The sequence below is a fragment of the Streptomyces sp. NPDC101151 genome, from assembly GCF_044768335.1.
Classification (GTDB): domain Bacteria; phylum Actinomycetota; class Actinomycetes; order Streptomycetales; family Streptomycetaceae; genus Streptomyces.
The window spans coordinates 41,217-53,966 of record NZ_JBIWPP010000023.1 but is presented as its reverse complement, the minus strand read 5'-3'; the positions used below and the strand labels follow the sequence as shown (position 1 = coordinate 53,966).

At 72.5% G+C, this 12,750-nt stretch carries 12 protein-coding genes; 8 read left to right on the top strand and 4 right to left on the bottom strand.

What is annotated here, in order from left to right:
- The first annotated feature begins 259 nt into the window (after positions 1-259).
- A complete protein-coding gene (locus ACIRU3_RS32405) occupies positions 260-1,426 on the top strand; it encodes a PP2C family protein-serine/threonine phosphatase (RefSeq protein WP_404063859.1) in 1,167 nt (388 codons plus the stop codon).
- Between the two features lie 117 nt (positions 1,427-1,543).
- Here the strand turns inward: ACIRU3_RS32405 and crcB (ACIRU3_RS32400) are convergent, their stop codons facing one another.
- The 4 genes from crcB (ACIRU3_RS32400) to ACIRU3_RS32385 all read right to left on the bottom strand — a co-directional run bounded on the left by crcB (ACIRU3_RS32400) (position 1,544) and on the right by ACIRU3_RS32385 (position 5,210).
- Positions 1,544-1,912 carry a fluoride efflux transporter CrcB gene (gene crcB / locus ACIRU3_RS32400; protein WP_404063856.1) on the bottom strand — a complete coding sequence of 123 codons (369 nt, stop codon included), beginning with the start codon at positions 1,910-1,912 and terminating at the stop codon, positions 1,544-1,546.
- Positions 1,912-2,256 carry a DUF190 domain-containing protein gene (locus ACIRU3_RS32395; RefSeq protein ID WP_404063853.1) on the bottom strand — a complete coding sequence of 115 codons (345 nt, stop codon included), beginning with the start codon at positions 2,254-2,256 and terminating at the stop codon, positions 1,912-1,914. The genes crcB (ACIRU3_RS32400) and ACIRU3_RS32395 overlap by 1 nt, the downstream gene beginning before the upstream one ends.
- Positions 2,257-2,339: 83 nt before the next feature.
- The gene (gene crcB / locus ACIRU3_RS32390; protein WP_404063851.1) at positions 2,340-2,969 is read right to left on the bottom strand and encodes a fluoride efflux transporter CrcB; all 630 of its coding nucleotides are present in this window, start codon (positions 2,967-2,969) and stop codon (positions 2,340-2,342) included.
- A 492-nt stretch (positions 2,970-3,461) separates the two neighbouring features.
- Positions 3,462-5,210, bottom strand: a complete 1,749-nt coding sequence (locus tag ACIRU3_RS32385; RefSeq protein ID WP_404063848.1) for a dolichyl-phosphate-mannose--protein mannosyltransferase — start codon at positions 5,208-5,210, stop codon at positions 3,462-3,464.
- 133 nt (positions 5,211-5,343) lie between these two features.
- Between ACIRU3_RS32385 and rsmI the strand changes: the two genes are divergently transcribed.
- The 7 genes from rsmI (at position 5,344) to ACIRU3_RS32350 (ending at position 12,723) form a co-directional block, all read left to right on the top strand.
- Entirely contained in the window at positions 5,344-6,192 is an 849-nt protein-coding gene (gene rsmI / locus ACIRU3_RS32380) for a 16S rRNA (cytidine(1402)-2'-O)-methyltransferase (protein WP_404063845.1), read from the top strand.
- Positions 6,193-6,609: 417 nt separating this feature from the next.
- Positions 6,610-7,041 carry a hypothetical protein gene (locus tag ACIRU3_RS32375; RefSeq protein WP_404063842.1) on the top strand — a complete coding sequence of 144 codons (432 nt, stop codon included), beginning with the start codon at positions 6,610-6,612 and terminating at the stop codon, positions 7,039-7,041.
- Positions 7,042-7,088: 47 nt separating this feature from the next.
- Positions 7,089-7,994: a TatD family hydrolase gene (locus ACIRU3_RS32370; RefSeq protein ID WP_404063839.1), complete on the top strand. Its 906-nt coding sequence runs from the start codon at positions 7,089-7,091 to the stop codon at positions 7,992-7,994.
- A 157-nt stretch (positions 7,995-8,151) separates the two neighbouring features.
- Positions 8,152-9,531, top strand: a complete 1,380-nt coding sequence (locus ACIRU3_RS32365) for a ubiquitin-like domain-containing protein (RefSeq protein ID WP_404063837.1) — start codon at positions 8,152-8,154, stop codon at positions 9,529-9,531.
- Positions 9,532-9,580: 49 nt separating this feature from the next.
- The gene (gene rsmA / locus ACIRU3_RS32360; RefSeq protein ID WP_404063835.1) at positions 9,581-10,450 is read left to right on the top strand and encodes a 16S rRNA (adenine(1518)-N(6)/adenine(1519)-N(6))-dimethyltransferase RsmA; all 870 of its coding nucleotides are present in this window, start codon (positions 9,581-9,583) and stop codon (positions 10,448-10,450) included.
- Positions 10,447-11,358 carry a 4-(cytidine 5'-diphospho)-2-C-methyl-D-erythritol kinase gene (locus ACIRU3_RS32355; RefSeq protein ID WP_404063833.1) on the top strand — a complete coding sequence of 304 codons (912 nt, stop codon included), beginning with the start codon at positions 10,447-10,449 and terminating at the stop codon, positions 11,356-11,358. Before rsmA ends, ACIRU3_RS32355 begins: the two co-directional genes overlap by 4 nt.
- Positions 11,359-11,463: 105 nt before the next feature.
- Positions 11,464-12,723, top strand: coding sequence for a HEAT repeat domain-containing protein (locus ACIRU3_RS32350; protein WP_404063830.1), 1,260 nt, complete (start codon positions 11,464-11,466; stop codon positions 12,721-12,723).
- Positions 12,724-12,750 lie beyond the last annotated feature (27 nt).

Here is a 12,750-nt window from a genome sequence, read left to right as displayed (position 1 = left end):
CCCCGTGCGCGCCTGTCACTCACCCAGGGTTTCCTGAACGTGTTCAAAACCAGAGCGCAGGGGAACTGTAAGCGGTTGCGGGGCTCCTGTGGCCGAAGTTGCCGATTGTTGTCCGAACGGAGATGTTGCCCGGCCGCCACGGTGCGCCGGAACGTCCCGGCGCCCGGCCTGGGGCCTGGCCCGGGGCCCGGACGTCCTCGGGCTGCCCGGGTCCTGCGGCAGAGTGGAGCCGCGGGTCCCGGCGAGGCAGGCTTGATGCATGAAGGCGCTCTTGCGCACACCCCTTCTGCCCGGAGCGGGCGGTCACAGCCGGATCCTCTACGCGCTGATGCAATGTGTGCCTTTCCTCCTCGCGCTTGCGGTGCTGGTCATCGAGCTCACGCCTGCGCACTTCATCTACACGGGTCCCTTTCTCACCGCGGTCCCGGCACTGGCCGCGGTGACGATGGGGCCCAAGGGCACCACCGCGGCGGCGGCTCTCGCGCTGGCGATCAGCGTGACCACCGCGACCTACAACGGGGCGTGGGGCACCCTGCAGGTCTACACCAATTTTCTGGCTCTGGCCCTGGTATCCGTGGCCGGGTTCATCACCAGCAGCGCTGTGCAGACGCGCAGACAGAGAGAGCTCGACCAGGTCCGCCGGATCGCCGTGGCGGCCCAGGAGGTCGTGCTGCGGCCCGTGCCGGCCCGGCTGGGTCCGCTGTCGGCGGGCAGCCTGTGCCTTGCGGCCGGGACGGGGGCAAGGGTGGGCGGTGATCTGTACGAGGCCGTGCAGACGCGGTACGGCATCCGGATGATCGTCGGCGACGTCCGGGGCAAGGGACTGTCCGCCGTGCGAGCCGTCGCGGTGGCACTGGGCGCCTTCCGGGAAGCCGTGCACTACGAGGACGAGCTGGTGGAGGTCATGAACCGCTGCGCGGCCGCGCTGCGACGGGAAGTCGCCGTGCCGGGCGCCTACGGTCAGGAAGTTCTGCTGGAAGGGTTCACCACGGCGCTCATCGCGCAGGTGCCGGACGAACCCGTGGTGCAACTGGTCAACCGCGGGCATCCGCCGCCGCTGCTGCTGCACCAGGGCAGGGCCACGGAACTGATGCCGCCCTCACCGCTGCCGCCGCTCGGCCTGGAAGACCTCACCGACGGCCTTCCCGCCAAGCCCGAGAGCTATCCGTTCGTGGCCGGAGACCGCCTGTTGCTCTACACCGATGGGGTGATCGAGGCCCGCAACCGCGACGACGAGTTCTTCGCCCTGCCGGAACACATGGAGGCGATACACGCGGGCACCACCCCGGCGGAATTCCTCGAGCAACTGCACCAGGCATTGATCCGGCATACCGAGGGCGACCTGGCGGACGACGTGGCGATGATCCTCGCCGATCGGCTCGACGGCGCCCCGGGACCGTCTCCCGGCGGGGCGGACACGGGGTAGTGGCCGGGGGGATGACGGCCGAGCACGACCACGACGTCCCGGCGGCCCGGCGGGGAGGGGCTGACGATGAGCGGCCTGTCCCTGTCTCCGTGCCGCGCTACGCCCACGGGCCCGAGGTCACAACCACGTCAGGAGGGCGTAGCCGGCTGCCGCGGCAGCGACGCCCACGAGGAGGCTCCCGATGGCGTTGAGTCCGGCCTCGGCGAGGGAACCGTCCTCGAGGAGGCGGAGGGTTTCGAAGCTGAAGGTGCTGAAGGTGGTCAGGGCACCGCACATGCCTGTGCCCAGCAGCACCAGGATGTCGGCGGGCAGGGCGTGGGCGGCCACGAGCGCGGCCAGGGAGCCGAGGATGAAGGAACCGACGATGTTGACGGTGAAGGTGCCCAGGGGGAAGACGCTGTCGTGGTGGGCCTGGACGGCCTTGTCGGTGAGGTAGCGCAGGGGCGCGCCGATCATGCCGCCGAGGAAGACCAGGAGGACGCTCATCAGCTCATCTGTTCTTGAGTGGTGCTGGGGCTGGGTGGTGCTTCGCCGTACTGGGCAACGATCTGGACCGGTTCCAGCGTGATCAGCGCGGCGGGGGCGACTTCACGCGCCTGGGGCAGGAAGGCGCGGATGCGGTCCTCCTCGTCGATGATGACGACGGCCAGGGGGAGGTCTTCCGCGAGGTCGAGCAGGCGCGTGGTGTGCACGACCGACGAGATGCCGAAGCCCTCGAAGCCGCGGAAGACGCTGGCGCCGTGGAGCCCGGCGCGGTGGGCGCAGTGAACGATCTGGGTGTAAGCCGGTTTGCGGTGGTACTGGTCCCCCTCGCCCAGATAGACGGTCATCCGCAGGACCGGGCCGTTCAGGGGCGGGCGCGTCGGTCGCGGGGGAGGGTTCTCCTCGTGATGGTGCCGGGGAAGATGCGTGTTCATCGCTGCTTCCTTACGGGATCGGATCGCCCGGGCGGCGGGGTGGCCGCTCCGGCGGTCGGCGAGGGGGTGTGGCTGCGTCGGCTGGGTCCGCGGCGCACCGGTAGTCCGGCGGCCCGCCGAGCACCCGCGATGCCGAGCCACACGGCCATCAGCCCGGCAACAAGGCTGGTCAGGGCGTAGGCGTCGGCCTTGGTCCAGTCTCCGAGGGAGAGCAGGTGATGCAGCTCCACGGTGTAGGTGGAGAAGGTGGTGTAGCCGCCGAGGACGCCTACGCCCAGGAAGGGCCGCACATAGCGATTGGGCGGCCACACCTCCATGACGTAGACCATGAGCAGTCCCAGGGCGAAGCTTCCGGAGATGTTGGTGATGAAGGTGGCCCAGGGGAATCCACCGGCCGGTGTGGGCCAGGCGCGGGAGAGGCCGTAGCGGGCGATGCTGCCGAGTCCGCCGCCCAGCGCGATCACCGCCAGGACGTCCGCTTGGCGGGCATGCTCGGCCCTGGCCGGTGGCTGCCGGGGAGGGGCCTGCGGTTTCGCGCCGACCTCGACGTCGGGGTCGACCGGGAGGACCTCCTCCGGCGGCGATGCGTCGTCGCGTGGCCGGGCTGGGGGTTCTCCGCCGGACATCGTCCTGGCTCCTGACTGAGGTGCGCCAATGGGGTCCGCCGGCGGTCCACGCGCCCGTACTCGGCCTGTGCGTCCGACACCAGGGTGGCCCGCCGGGCTGAGATTTGTCCGGGTCGGCTGAGACGCTGTCCGGGACGGTCGGGGCATGATCTTCTCCTACCTGTGGGCGTGCCTGCGTGGCAGGTGCCAGGTAGGGACTGTTGTCGACTGAGGTACACAGTCGCGGTTTCGGCGAGCCCCACCGCCATCGCCCTCAGTCTACGCCGCCGACACGGCGCAAACGAGGTCCCGGCCGTCCTGTCGCGGCTGGTAGGAGGCCTGCGAGTGGCGGCGGTGAGCATGCGTTCGCAAGGGTGTGGACGTCCTCGCCACGATCAGCGGACCGCGCGGCCGAGTCCCGCCGTCCGGGGGCGACCGACGGTCACTGCTGACGGCCGACGACGGCCATGAGGGCGCGGCCGCCGACCGGGCCCTCATGGTGTGTCTGCCCGGCTAGACCCACGTATCCAGCCACATCCGCGACCGCCAGCTGTCGATTGGGATCGCCTGCCCCGTGTACAGGGGCCAGAAGTAGATGAAGTTCCAGGCGATCAGCAGCACCAGGACGCCCGCCGACGACGCACCGATCACCCGGCGGGTGTCGCTGGAGCCCGGTGGGCCGACGATCGCGCCGATCAGCATCGCCACCGCCAGACAGAGGAACGGCAGGAAGACGACCGCGTAGAACAGGAAGATCGTCCGCTCCTGGTACATGAACCAGGGCAGGTAGCCGGCCGCGATCCCGCAGGCGATGGCCCCGGCCCGCCAGTCGCGGCGCATGAGCCACCGCCACAGCACGTACAGGATCGCGAAGCAGCCCGCCCACCACAGCAGCGGTGTGCCGATGGCCAGCACCTCGCGGGCGCACTTCTGGCCGGCATCGGCGGGGCAGCCGTCGGTGCCGGGGGAGGGGGACTCGTAGAAGTACGACACCGGGCGGCCCAGCACGATCCAGCTCCACGGGTTGGACTGGTAGGTGTGCGGGGACGACAGCCCGATGTGGAACTTGTACACCTCGTGCTCGTAGTGCCACAGGCTGCGCAGCCAGTCCGGCAGGAAGGTCCAGCTGCCGCCCCGGCCGTCGGTCGCCGCCCAGTTGCGGAAGTAGCCGCCGGTGCCGTCGGTGGGGGAGAGGATCCAGCCGGTCCAGGAGGCGAGGTAGACGGCGATCGCCACCGGGACCGTCGCGAGGAAGGTGATGCCGGTGTCGTACCTGAGGACGGCCTGGTACGGGTGCCGGGCGCCGGCCACCTTGCGGGCGCCGACGTCCCACAGCACCGCCATCACACAGAACGCGGCCAGGATGTACAGGCCGTTCCACTTCGTGCCGAGGGCCAGGCCCAGCATCAGCCCGGCGCCCCAGCGCCAGGGCCGCCAGCCGAAGCGGAAGGTGTCCCCCACGTGATCGTCCGGGCGTACCCGGCCGTCGGGCCCGGCCGGCAGCGCGGCGGCCAGTTTCTCCCGGGAGCGGTCCCGGTCGATGATCAGGCAGCCGAACGCGGCCAGCACGAAGAACATCAGCACGCCGTCCAGCAGCGAGGTGCGGCTCATCACGAAGTGCAGGCCGTCCACCGCCATCAGCGCACCCGCCAGACAGCCGAGGAACGTCGAGCGGAACATCCGGCGGCCGATCCGGCACAGCAGCAGGACGGAGAGGGTCCCCAGCAGTGCCGTCATGAACCGCCAGCCGAACGGGTCGAACCCGAACATCAGCTCGCCGAGGCCGATGACGTACTTGCCCACCGGCGGATGCACGACGTACGCCGCGTCCGCGGGGATCGCGAGATGGCCGTGCGTCTGCAGCACCAGGTCGTTGGCGTTCTTGTCCCAGTTGACCTCGAAACCGCGGTGGACCAGCGCCCAGGCGTCCTTGGCGTAGTACGTCTCGTCGAATATCACCGCGCGCGGGCTGCCCAGGTTCCAGAACCGCATCAGGCCCGCCATCAGCGTCACCAGCAGCGGACCGCCCCAGCCCGACCAGCGCGTGAGCCGGTCCGTCAGGACCGGCGGGACGCCCAGCACCTGCCACAGGCGCGGACTCGGCTCGGCGTACGGCGGCACCAGCCGGTCGCGAACGTCGCCCGTGGGCGCGTCCTTGGCCGGCGCGTAGCCGAATCGGCGCAGCCGCTGCTGCCACGACGGCCGCTGGTCATGCGGTGCCTGGCCCTGCCGGAGGTCCGTGGAGGACGCGGTACTGGTCACCGCGCCATCGTAGGGAACCGTTCTGTGTGAGTCCCGTGCATGGGCGGTACCGGTCGGGACGGGCTCGCGTTCGGCCGCCCTCTGCGGCCGTCCTCGGGCAGGATCCGGGCCGCGTCCCTGGGAGGATGGGGGCGTGACTGGAACCCTTGTGCTGGCAGGTACCCCCATCGGTGACATCGCGGACGCGCCGCCCCGGCTGGCCGAGGAGCTGGCGGGCGCCGATGTCGTGGCCGCCGAGGACACGCGGCGGCTGCGCCGGCTCACCCAGGCGCTGGGCGTGACCCCCAAGGGCCGCGTGGTGTCGTACTTCGAGGGCAACGAGACGGCCCGCACGCCCGAGCTGGTCGAGGAGCTGCTCGGCGGCGCACGTGTGCTGCTCGTGACGGACGCGGGGATGCCGTCGGTCTCCGACCCCGGGTACCGGCTGGTCGCGGCCGCCGTGGAGAAGGACATCCGGGTCACCGCCGTCCCCGGGCCGTCCGCCGTGCTCACCGCCCTCGCCCTGTCCGGGCTGCCCGTCGACCGGTTCTGCTTCGAGGGCTTCCTGCCGCGCAAGGCGGGGGAGCGGCTGTCCCGGCTGCGGGAGGTCGCCGGCGAGCGGCGGACGCTCGTCTACTTCGAGGCCCCGCACCGGCTCGACGACACCCTCGCCGCCATGGCCGAGGTCTTCGGCGCCGACCGGCGGGCCGCCGTCTGCCGCGAGCTGACCAAGACCTACGAGGAGGTGCGGCGGGGGCCTCTCGCCGAGCTGGCGCGGTGGGCCGCGGAGGGGGTGCGCGGGGAGATCACCGTCGTCGTGGAGGGCGCTCCCGAGTCCGGCCCCGAGGAGCTCGACGCCGGGGAGCTGGTCCGCCGGGTGCGTATCCGGGAGGAGGCGGGCGAGCGGCGCAAGGAGGCGATCGCGGCGGTGGCGGCGGACGCCGGACTGCCCAAGCGGGTCGTGTTCGACGCGGTGGTGGCGTCCAAGAAGGCGGGCGACTGAGCCGTGTGCTCCGTACGGGGGGCTCGTGGGAGGGCGGCGGGAGTGCGCAGGAGCGCGGAACCACGCTGCTGAGCGGTCGGTACGCCGGTGTGCGTCGGCGTTCGAGCGCGCCGCGTCTCGACTGAGCACGCGCCCCCTGGCCTGCGGAAACACGCCCTCTGAGCAGGGATCTTCTCGGCTGAGCGGGCGCCCCATGGGAGGGCAAAAGACCGGCGTGAAAGGCAAAGCGCAGCCCCCTCGGCGGAGCCCCGTTTGGCAAGGAACGTCCAAAACGCCTCCAACACTCGACAGGCCGGATGCATTCGCGCCGGTGGAGGCGTCCACTGGTCGAAGGGACGCACCCGTCCCTCGCCCCAAGGGGTTTCCGGGGGGAATCCCCGCACCGGGGCGCTTGTCCAGCGGACAAGAGGAGCTGGCATGAGTGAGATCGCAGGGCAGACCGGCCTCCGCGGTACGGCCACAGCCGTCGTTCACGAGTCGTACTCGTTCGCCTGCATGCGATGCGGGCACGGCTGGGAGCAGTCGTACGAGATAGAGCACCACACCGACGCCGACGGCCAGGCGTACGTGGTGTACGTGGCCGACGGCCGGGTCGTGCCGTCTCCGCTGAGCCGGCCCGCGTGCCACAACTGCGACGGCCACGTCGTGCGGATCATGCGCGCGGGTCAGGTCGCGTCGGTGCGCAGCGCGGCCGAGCGTCATCGCGACAGCGAGCCGCCGGCCGGGCCGGCGGAGCCCGCGGTGGCGGACGGACGCGCCGTGAGCGCCGGGGCCGCCGAGGCCAAGGACCATCATCACCACTGGCACCTGTCCGATCTCCTGCACCCGTTCCAGCGCCGGGCGAGCTGAGCGGATCTCCGGCGTTCGAACACCTGGTCCTTTCGTAGGATCGGGGCATGTCTTCGAACGCCGGCCGCGCCACCCAGGACGACAAGAACGGCAAGAGCGCCGCACCGCCGCTCCCGGAACCCCTCCGGGTGCCCGTCGCCGACTCCCACACCCACCTCGACATGCAGTCGGGGACCGTCGGGGAAGGCCTCGCCAAGGCCGCGTCGGTCGGTGTGACGACGGTCGTGCAGGTCGGCTGCGACATCAAGGGCTCGCAGTGGGCCGCCGAGACGGCCGCCGCGTACGAGAACGTCCACGCGACGGTCGCCCTGCACCCCAACGAGGCCCCGCGCATCGTCCACGGCGACCCCGACGGCTGGTCGCGGCAGGGCGCCCGTGAGCCGGGCGGCGACGCCGCGCTGGACGAGGCTCTCGCCGAGATCGACCGGCTCGCCGCCCTGCCCCACGTCAGGGGCGTGGGCGAGACCGGCCTCGACCACTTCCGCACCGGTCCCGAGGGCAAGGCCGCCCAGGAGCGGTCCTTCCGCGCCCACATCGAGATCGCCAAGCGGCACGGCAAGGCCCTGGTCATCCATGACCGCGAGGCGCACGCCGACGTCCTGCGCGTCCTGAAGGAGGAGGGCGCCCCCGAGCGCACCGTCTTCCACTGCTACTCCGGCGACGCGGAGATGGCCGAGATCTGCGCACGCGAGGGCTACTTCATGTCCTTCGCCGGCAATGTCACCTTCAAGAACGCCCAGCACCTGAGGGACGCGCTGGCCGTCGCCCCGCTGGAACTGGTCCTGGTGGAGACCGACGCGCCCTTCCTGACCCCGGCCCCGTACCGCGGACGGCCCAACGCGCCGTATCTCGTTCCGGTCACGGTGCGCGCGATGGCCGCCGTGCGCGGCATCGGCGAGGACGCGCTGGCGACGGCCCTGGGCGCGAACACGGCCCGCGCTTTCGATTACTGACAGTGCATCGATAGTAACTGTCGGATAACGCCCACCGGGCTTCGCCCGGACCCCGGTCGCAACCATGTGTAGTCGTGCCGCTTTGGAGAGTGACGAGCGCTCCGCTAGGTTCTGGGGGCCCGATCCGGACCCCTCTGGCCCTCTGGAGCGTGTCGGCGTGAGCAACTCGCAGTACGAGACGTACGGCCCCTACGGCGACGACTCCTCCGTGCACACCGCGGAGACGCTGCCGTACGGGATGTACGAGGACACCTATCGGCCTGCCTACGAGGCCGAGGCGTACTTCGTCACCGAGCCGGCGCTGCCGCGGCCGAGGCCGGTGGCGAGCGCGCCGGAGGCGGTGATTCCGGATCCCGAGCCCGCAGGTGCGGGTGAAACGGATGTGCGCACCGTTCCCAACGGGCGTGCAGTGCGCCGGCGCAGACGGCGCAACGTCGAGCGCCCGGAATCCGCCGTGCGCCGTCTGCTGCCGCAGGCGCTCGTCGTCGCGTTCCTGGCCGGCGGCACCACCGCCTTCGTCGCCAAGGACAAGGCCATCGAGCTGACCGTCGACGGCAGACCGCGCACCCTGCACACCTTCGCCGACGACGTGTCCGGGCTCCTCGCCGAGGAGGGCGTGCGCGTGGGGGCGCACGACATGGTCGCGCCCGCCCGCGGCACGCCACTGGCCAGCGGCGACGAGGTCGCGGTGCGCTACGGCCGCCCCGTGCGGCTCACGCTGGACGGCCAGCGGCGCGAGGTGTGGACGACGGCGAGCACGGTGGACGGGGCGCTCAGGGAGCTGGGGGTGCGCCCGGAGGGCGCGTACCTGTCGGCCTCGCGCTCCCAGAGCATCGGACGCACCGGGCTCGCGATCGACGTACGCACCGAGCGCGCCGTCACGATCATGGCGGACGGCCGCACCCGCACCATCCGCACCAACGCGGCCACCGTCGGCGAGGCCGTCGAGGAGGCCGGCATCACCCTGCACGGCCAGGACACCGTCTCCGTGCCGCCCGCCAGCTTCCCGCGCGACGGACAGACCGTGACCGTGCTGCGGGTGACCGGGATGCGGGAGGTGCGCGAGGAGCAGATCCCCTTCCAGGAGGAGCGGACCGAGGATCCCTCCCTCTTCACGGGCACCGAGGTCGTCGAACAGTCCGGGCAGCCCGGGCTGCGGCAGGTCACCTACTTCCTGCGCACCGTCAACGGTGTCCGGGAGAAGCCGCGCCGGGAGAAGTCCGAGGTGGTGCGGGGGCCCCGCAAGCAGCTGGTGAAGGTGGGCACCAAGCCCAAGCCGCCCTCCGTGCACGGCGCCGACCATCTCAACTGGCGCGGTCTCGCCGCCTGCGAGTCCGGCGGCCGCACGCACGTCGTGGACCCCACGGGGACGTTCGGCGGGCTCTACCAGTTCGACACGCGCACCTGGCACAGCCTCGGCGGCAGCGGACGCCCGCAGGACGCGTCGGCGGAGGAGCAGACGTTCCGCGCGAAGAAGCTGTACGTACGCCGGGGCGCAAGCCCCTGGCCGCACTGCGGGCCGCGGCTGCACGGATGAGCACCGGCTGCCGGACGAAGGGCGTCCGGCAGCCCCGTACCCTTGTCCCGTGAGCAGCCCCACCCCCGACGCCCTCCTCGGCCCCGCCGACATCCGTGAGCTGGCGGCAGCGCTCGGTGTCCGTCCCACCAAGCAGCGCGGCCAGAACTTCGTGATCGACGCCAACACGGTCCGCCGTATCGTCCGCACCGCCGGGGTCCGTCCCGACGACGTGGTCGTCGAGGTCGGCCCCGGGCTCGGTTCCCTCACGCTCGCGCTGCTGGAGGCCGCCGACCGGGTCACCGCCGTCGAGATCGACGACGTGCTGGCCGGCGCGCTGCCCGCGACGGTCGCCGCCCGCATGCCGGAGCGTGCCGACCGGTTCGCGCTGGTCCACTCGGACGCGATGCATGTGGCCGAACTGCCCGGCCTCGCACCGACGGCACTGGTCGCGAACCTCCCCTACAACGTGGCCGTACCGGTGCTGCTGCACATGCTCGAGACCTTCCCGAGCATCGAGCGGACGCTCGTGATGGTGCAGTCCGAGGTCGCCGACCGGCTGGCCGCCGCACCCGGCTCCAAGGTGTACGGCGTCCCGTCCGTGAAGGCCAACTGGTACGCCGACGTGAAGCGGGCCGGTGCCATCGGGCGCAACGTCTTCTGGCCCGCGCCGAACGTCGACAGCGGGCTGGTCTCGCTCGTCCGGCGGGCCGAACCGATCAAGACCACGGCCTCGAGGAAGCAGGTCTTCGCGGCCGTCGACGCGGCGTTCGCGCAGCGCCGCAAGACCCTGCGTGCGGCGCTGGCCGGCTGGGCCGGGTCCGCGGCCGCCGCCGAGGCGGCCCTGGTCGCGGCCGGGGTCTCGCCGCAGGCGCGCGGGGAGTCACTGACGGTGGAGGAGTTCGCTCGGATCGCCGAGCAGAGGGAGGCGGGCAAGTGAGCGTGACGGTCCGGGTGCCGGCAAAGGTCAACGTCCAGCTCGCGGTGGGCGCCGCCCGCCCCGACGGGTTCCACGACCTCGCCAACGTGTTCCTGGCGGTCGGTCTGTACGACGAGGTCACCGTCACGCCGGCGGACGACCTGCGCGTCACCTGCGAGGGGCCGGACGCCGGCCAGGTCCCCCTGGACGGCACGAACCTCGCCGCACGCGCGGCCGTCGCGCTCGCCGCACGCCGGGGCATCGAGCCGGCCGTGCACATCCACATCGCCAAGGACATCCCGGTCGCGGGCGGCATGGCGGGCGGCAGCGCGGACGGCGCGGGCGCCCTGCTCGCCTGCAACACCCTCTGGGGCGCCGGGGCCTCGCGCGCCGAACTCCTCGCCATCTGCGCCGAACTGGGCAGCGACGTCCCGTTCAGCCTGGTCGGGGGTGCGGCCCTCGGTATCGGGCGCGGGGAGCAGCTGACCGTCCTGGAGGTCGGCGGCCCCTTCCACTGGGTGTTCGCGATGGCCGGGCGGGGACTGTCCACCCCGGCCGTCTTCCGCGAGTTCGACCGCCTCGCCGAGGGGCGTGACATCCCCGAGCCGGTGGCCTCGGCCGACCTCATCGACGCGCTCGCCAAGGGCGACCCCGACGCGCTCGCGGCCGCCGTCTCCAACGACCTGCAGCCCGCCGCGCTCTCCCTCTTCCCGGAGCTGGCCGACACGCTCGACGCGGGCCGCGGCGCGGGCGCCCTCGCCGCGCTCGTCTCCGGCTCGGGGCCCACGACGGCCTTTCTCGCCCGCGACCCGGAGTCGGCCACGAAGATCGCCGACGTCCTCCGGTCCTCCGGCACCTGCCGCACGGTACGCACGGCGACGGCGCCCGCGCCGGGCGCCACGGTGACCGGCCTGCCCGCCGCACCGTAAATCGGCTGCCCCGGCCGGTGGCATCCTCCTAGGCTCTCCCGGCCGGTTCCGCCGGGGAGTTCCGCCGGCTCCGCCGGGGAACGGTGACAGCCAGGGGGCAGACACATGGACGCGCAGGACGTGGCACCGCTCGTCGCAGCCGTACGCAGCGGGGACGCCGGGCACGTCCGGGAGCTGCTGGACGCCGGTGCCGATCCGGACACACCCGACGGGAGCGGGAGTGTCCCGGTGCTGTGCCGGGCGATCGCCGCGGACGACCAGCCGGTCGCCGAGGCCCTGGTACAGGCCGGGGCCGACGCGCTGCGGCGGCTGCCCGACGGCACCACGCCGCTGCTGCGGGCGGTGGACGGCGGCTCACCACGGCTGATGTGGGCCGTGTTCCCCGAAGTGGTACGCCGTCCCGGCCCGGCGCGCGAGGAGCTGCTGGAGCACGCACGCCGCCGGGCGCAGACCGACCCGGAGACCGAACTGCGGCGCCTGACCGGCCTGCCGGGCCCGGCCGGGCGGACCCGGGTGGAGGACGAGGCCGGCACCTGGTACGAGAAGCTCACGCTCGGCGGGCTGACGCTGTGCGACGGGCACCTGGCGATCCTCACGGCCGTGGAGGCGAAGCTGCGGCTGCGCCCGCCCTTCGCCGAGCTGCACGCGCGCGCACTGGCCCGCCCGGACCGCGACCACGCGGTGTGGAGCGAGTCGGCGATGGCGCTGGGGCACCGGCTGGACGAGGAGACCTGGGCCACGGCCACCGCCCTGAGCCGCGACCCCGGCCCGCTGAACCGCCTTTTCGCCGCCGACGTGCTGCTGAGCACGGTCATCGCGGACATGCAGCACAGAGAACCCCGCTTCCAGGACCGGGCCCGGGAGCTCCTCCCCTGGGCCGAACGGGAAGGGGACGCACGAGTGCTGGACGCCCTGCTCAACGGGCTGACCTGGGTCGGCGGACCCGAGGCCGAGGCGGTCGGCCTGCCGTACGTCACGCATCCGGATCCAGGCGTCCGCTCCTGGGTGCCGGAGCTGCTGGACGCCGGTCCGCAGGGGCTCGCCCCGCGGAGCCTGGCCGCGCTGCTCGCCCTGGCCCGCGACCCGGACGCCGACGTGCGCGCCGCCGCCTGCCACCGGCTCGGGCACTACCGGGGCCCCGAGCCGGAGATCGGCGACGCACTGCTGGAACTCACCCACGACGAGCGGCAGCGCACGCGTGCCCACGCGGTCGCGGGGCTGGCCCACCGCGACGACCCGCGCTGTGTGGAGGCCGAACACCGCATCGGCCCCGTGGACGGGGAATCCGTGGACGAGATCCTGCCGCTGACGGCGGTCTGGCACTACCTGCGGCGCCAGGAGGAGCGGCAGAAAAGCGACGGCTGACCTCCGACTACCCTGGAAGGTCGATCC

Coding starts and splice junctions, on each gene's coding strand:
- ACIRU3_RS32405 (WP_404063859.1), top strand. CDS start 260: ATGAAGGCGCTCTTGCGCACACCCCTTCTGCCCGGAGCGGGCGGTCAC.
- crcB (WP_404063856.1), bottom strand. CDS start 1,912: ATGAGCGTCCTCCTGGTCTTCCTCGGCGGCATGATCGGCGCGCCCCTG.
- ACIRU3_RS32395 (WP_404063853.1), bottom strand. CDS start 2,256: ATGACCGTCTATCTGGGCGAGGGGGACCAGTACCACCGCAAACCGGCT.
- crcB (WP_404063851.1), bottom strand. CDS start 2,969: ATGTCCGGCGGAGAACCCCCAGCCCGGCCACGCGACGACGCATCGCCG.
- ACIRU3_RS32375 (WP_404063842.1), top strand. CDS start 6,610: ATGAGTGAGATCGCAGGGCAGACCGGCCTCCGCGGTACGGCCACAGCC.
- ACIRU3_RS32370 (WP_404063839.1), top strand. CDS start 7,089: ATGTCTTCGAACGCCGGCCGCGCCACCCAGGACGACAAGAACGGCAAG.
- ACIRU3_RS32350 (WP_404063830.1), top strand. CDS start 11,464: ATGGACGCGCAGGACGTGGCACCGCTCGTCGCAGCCGTACGCAGCGGG.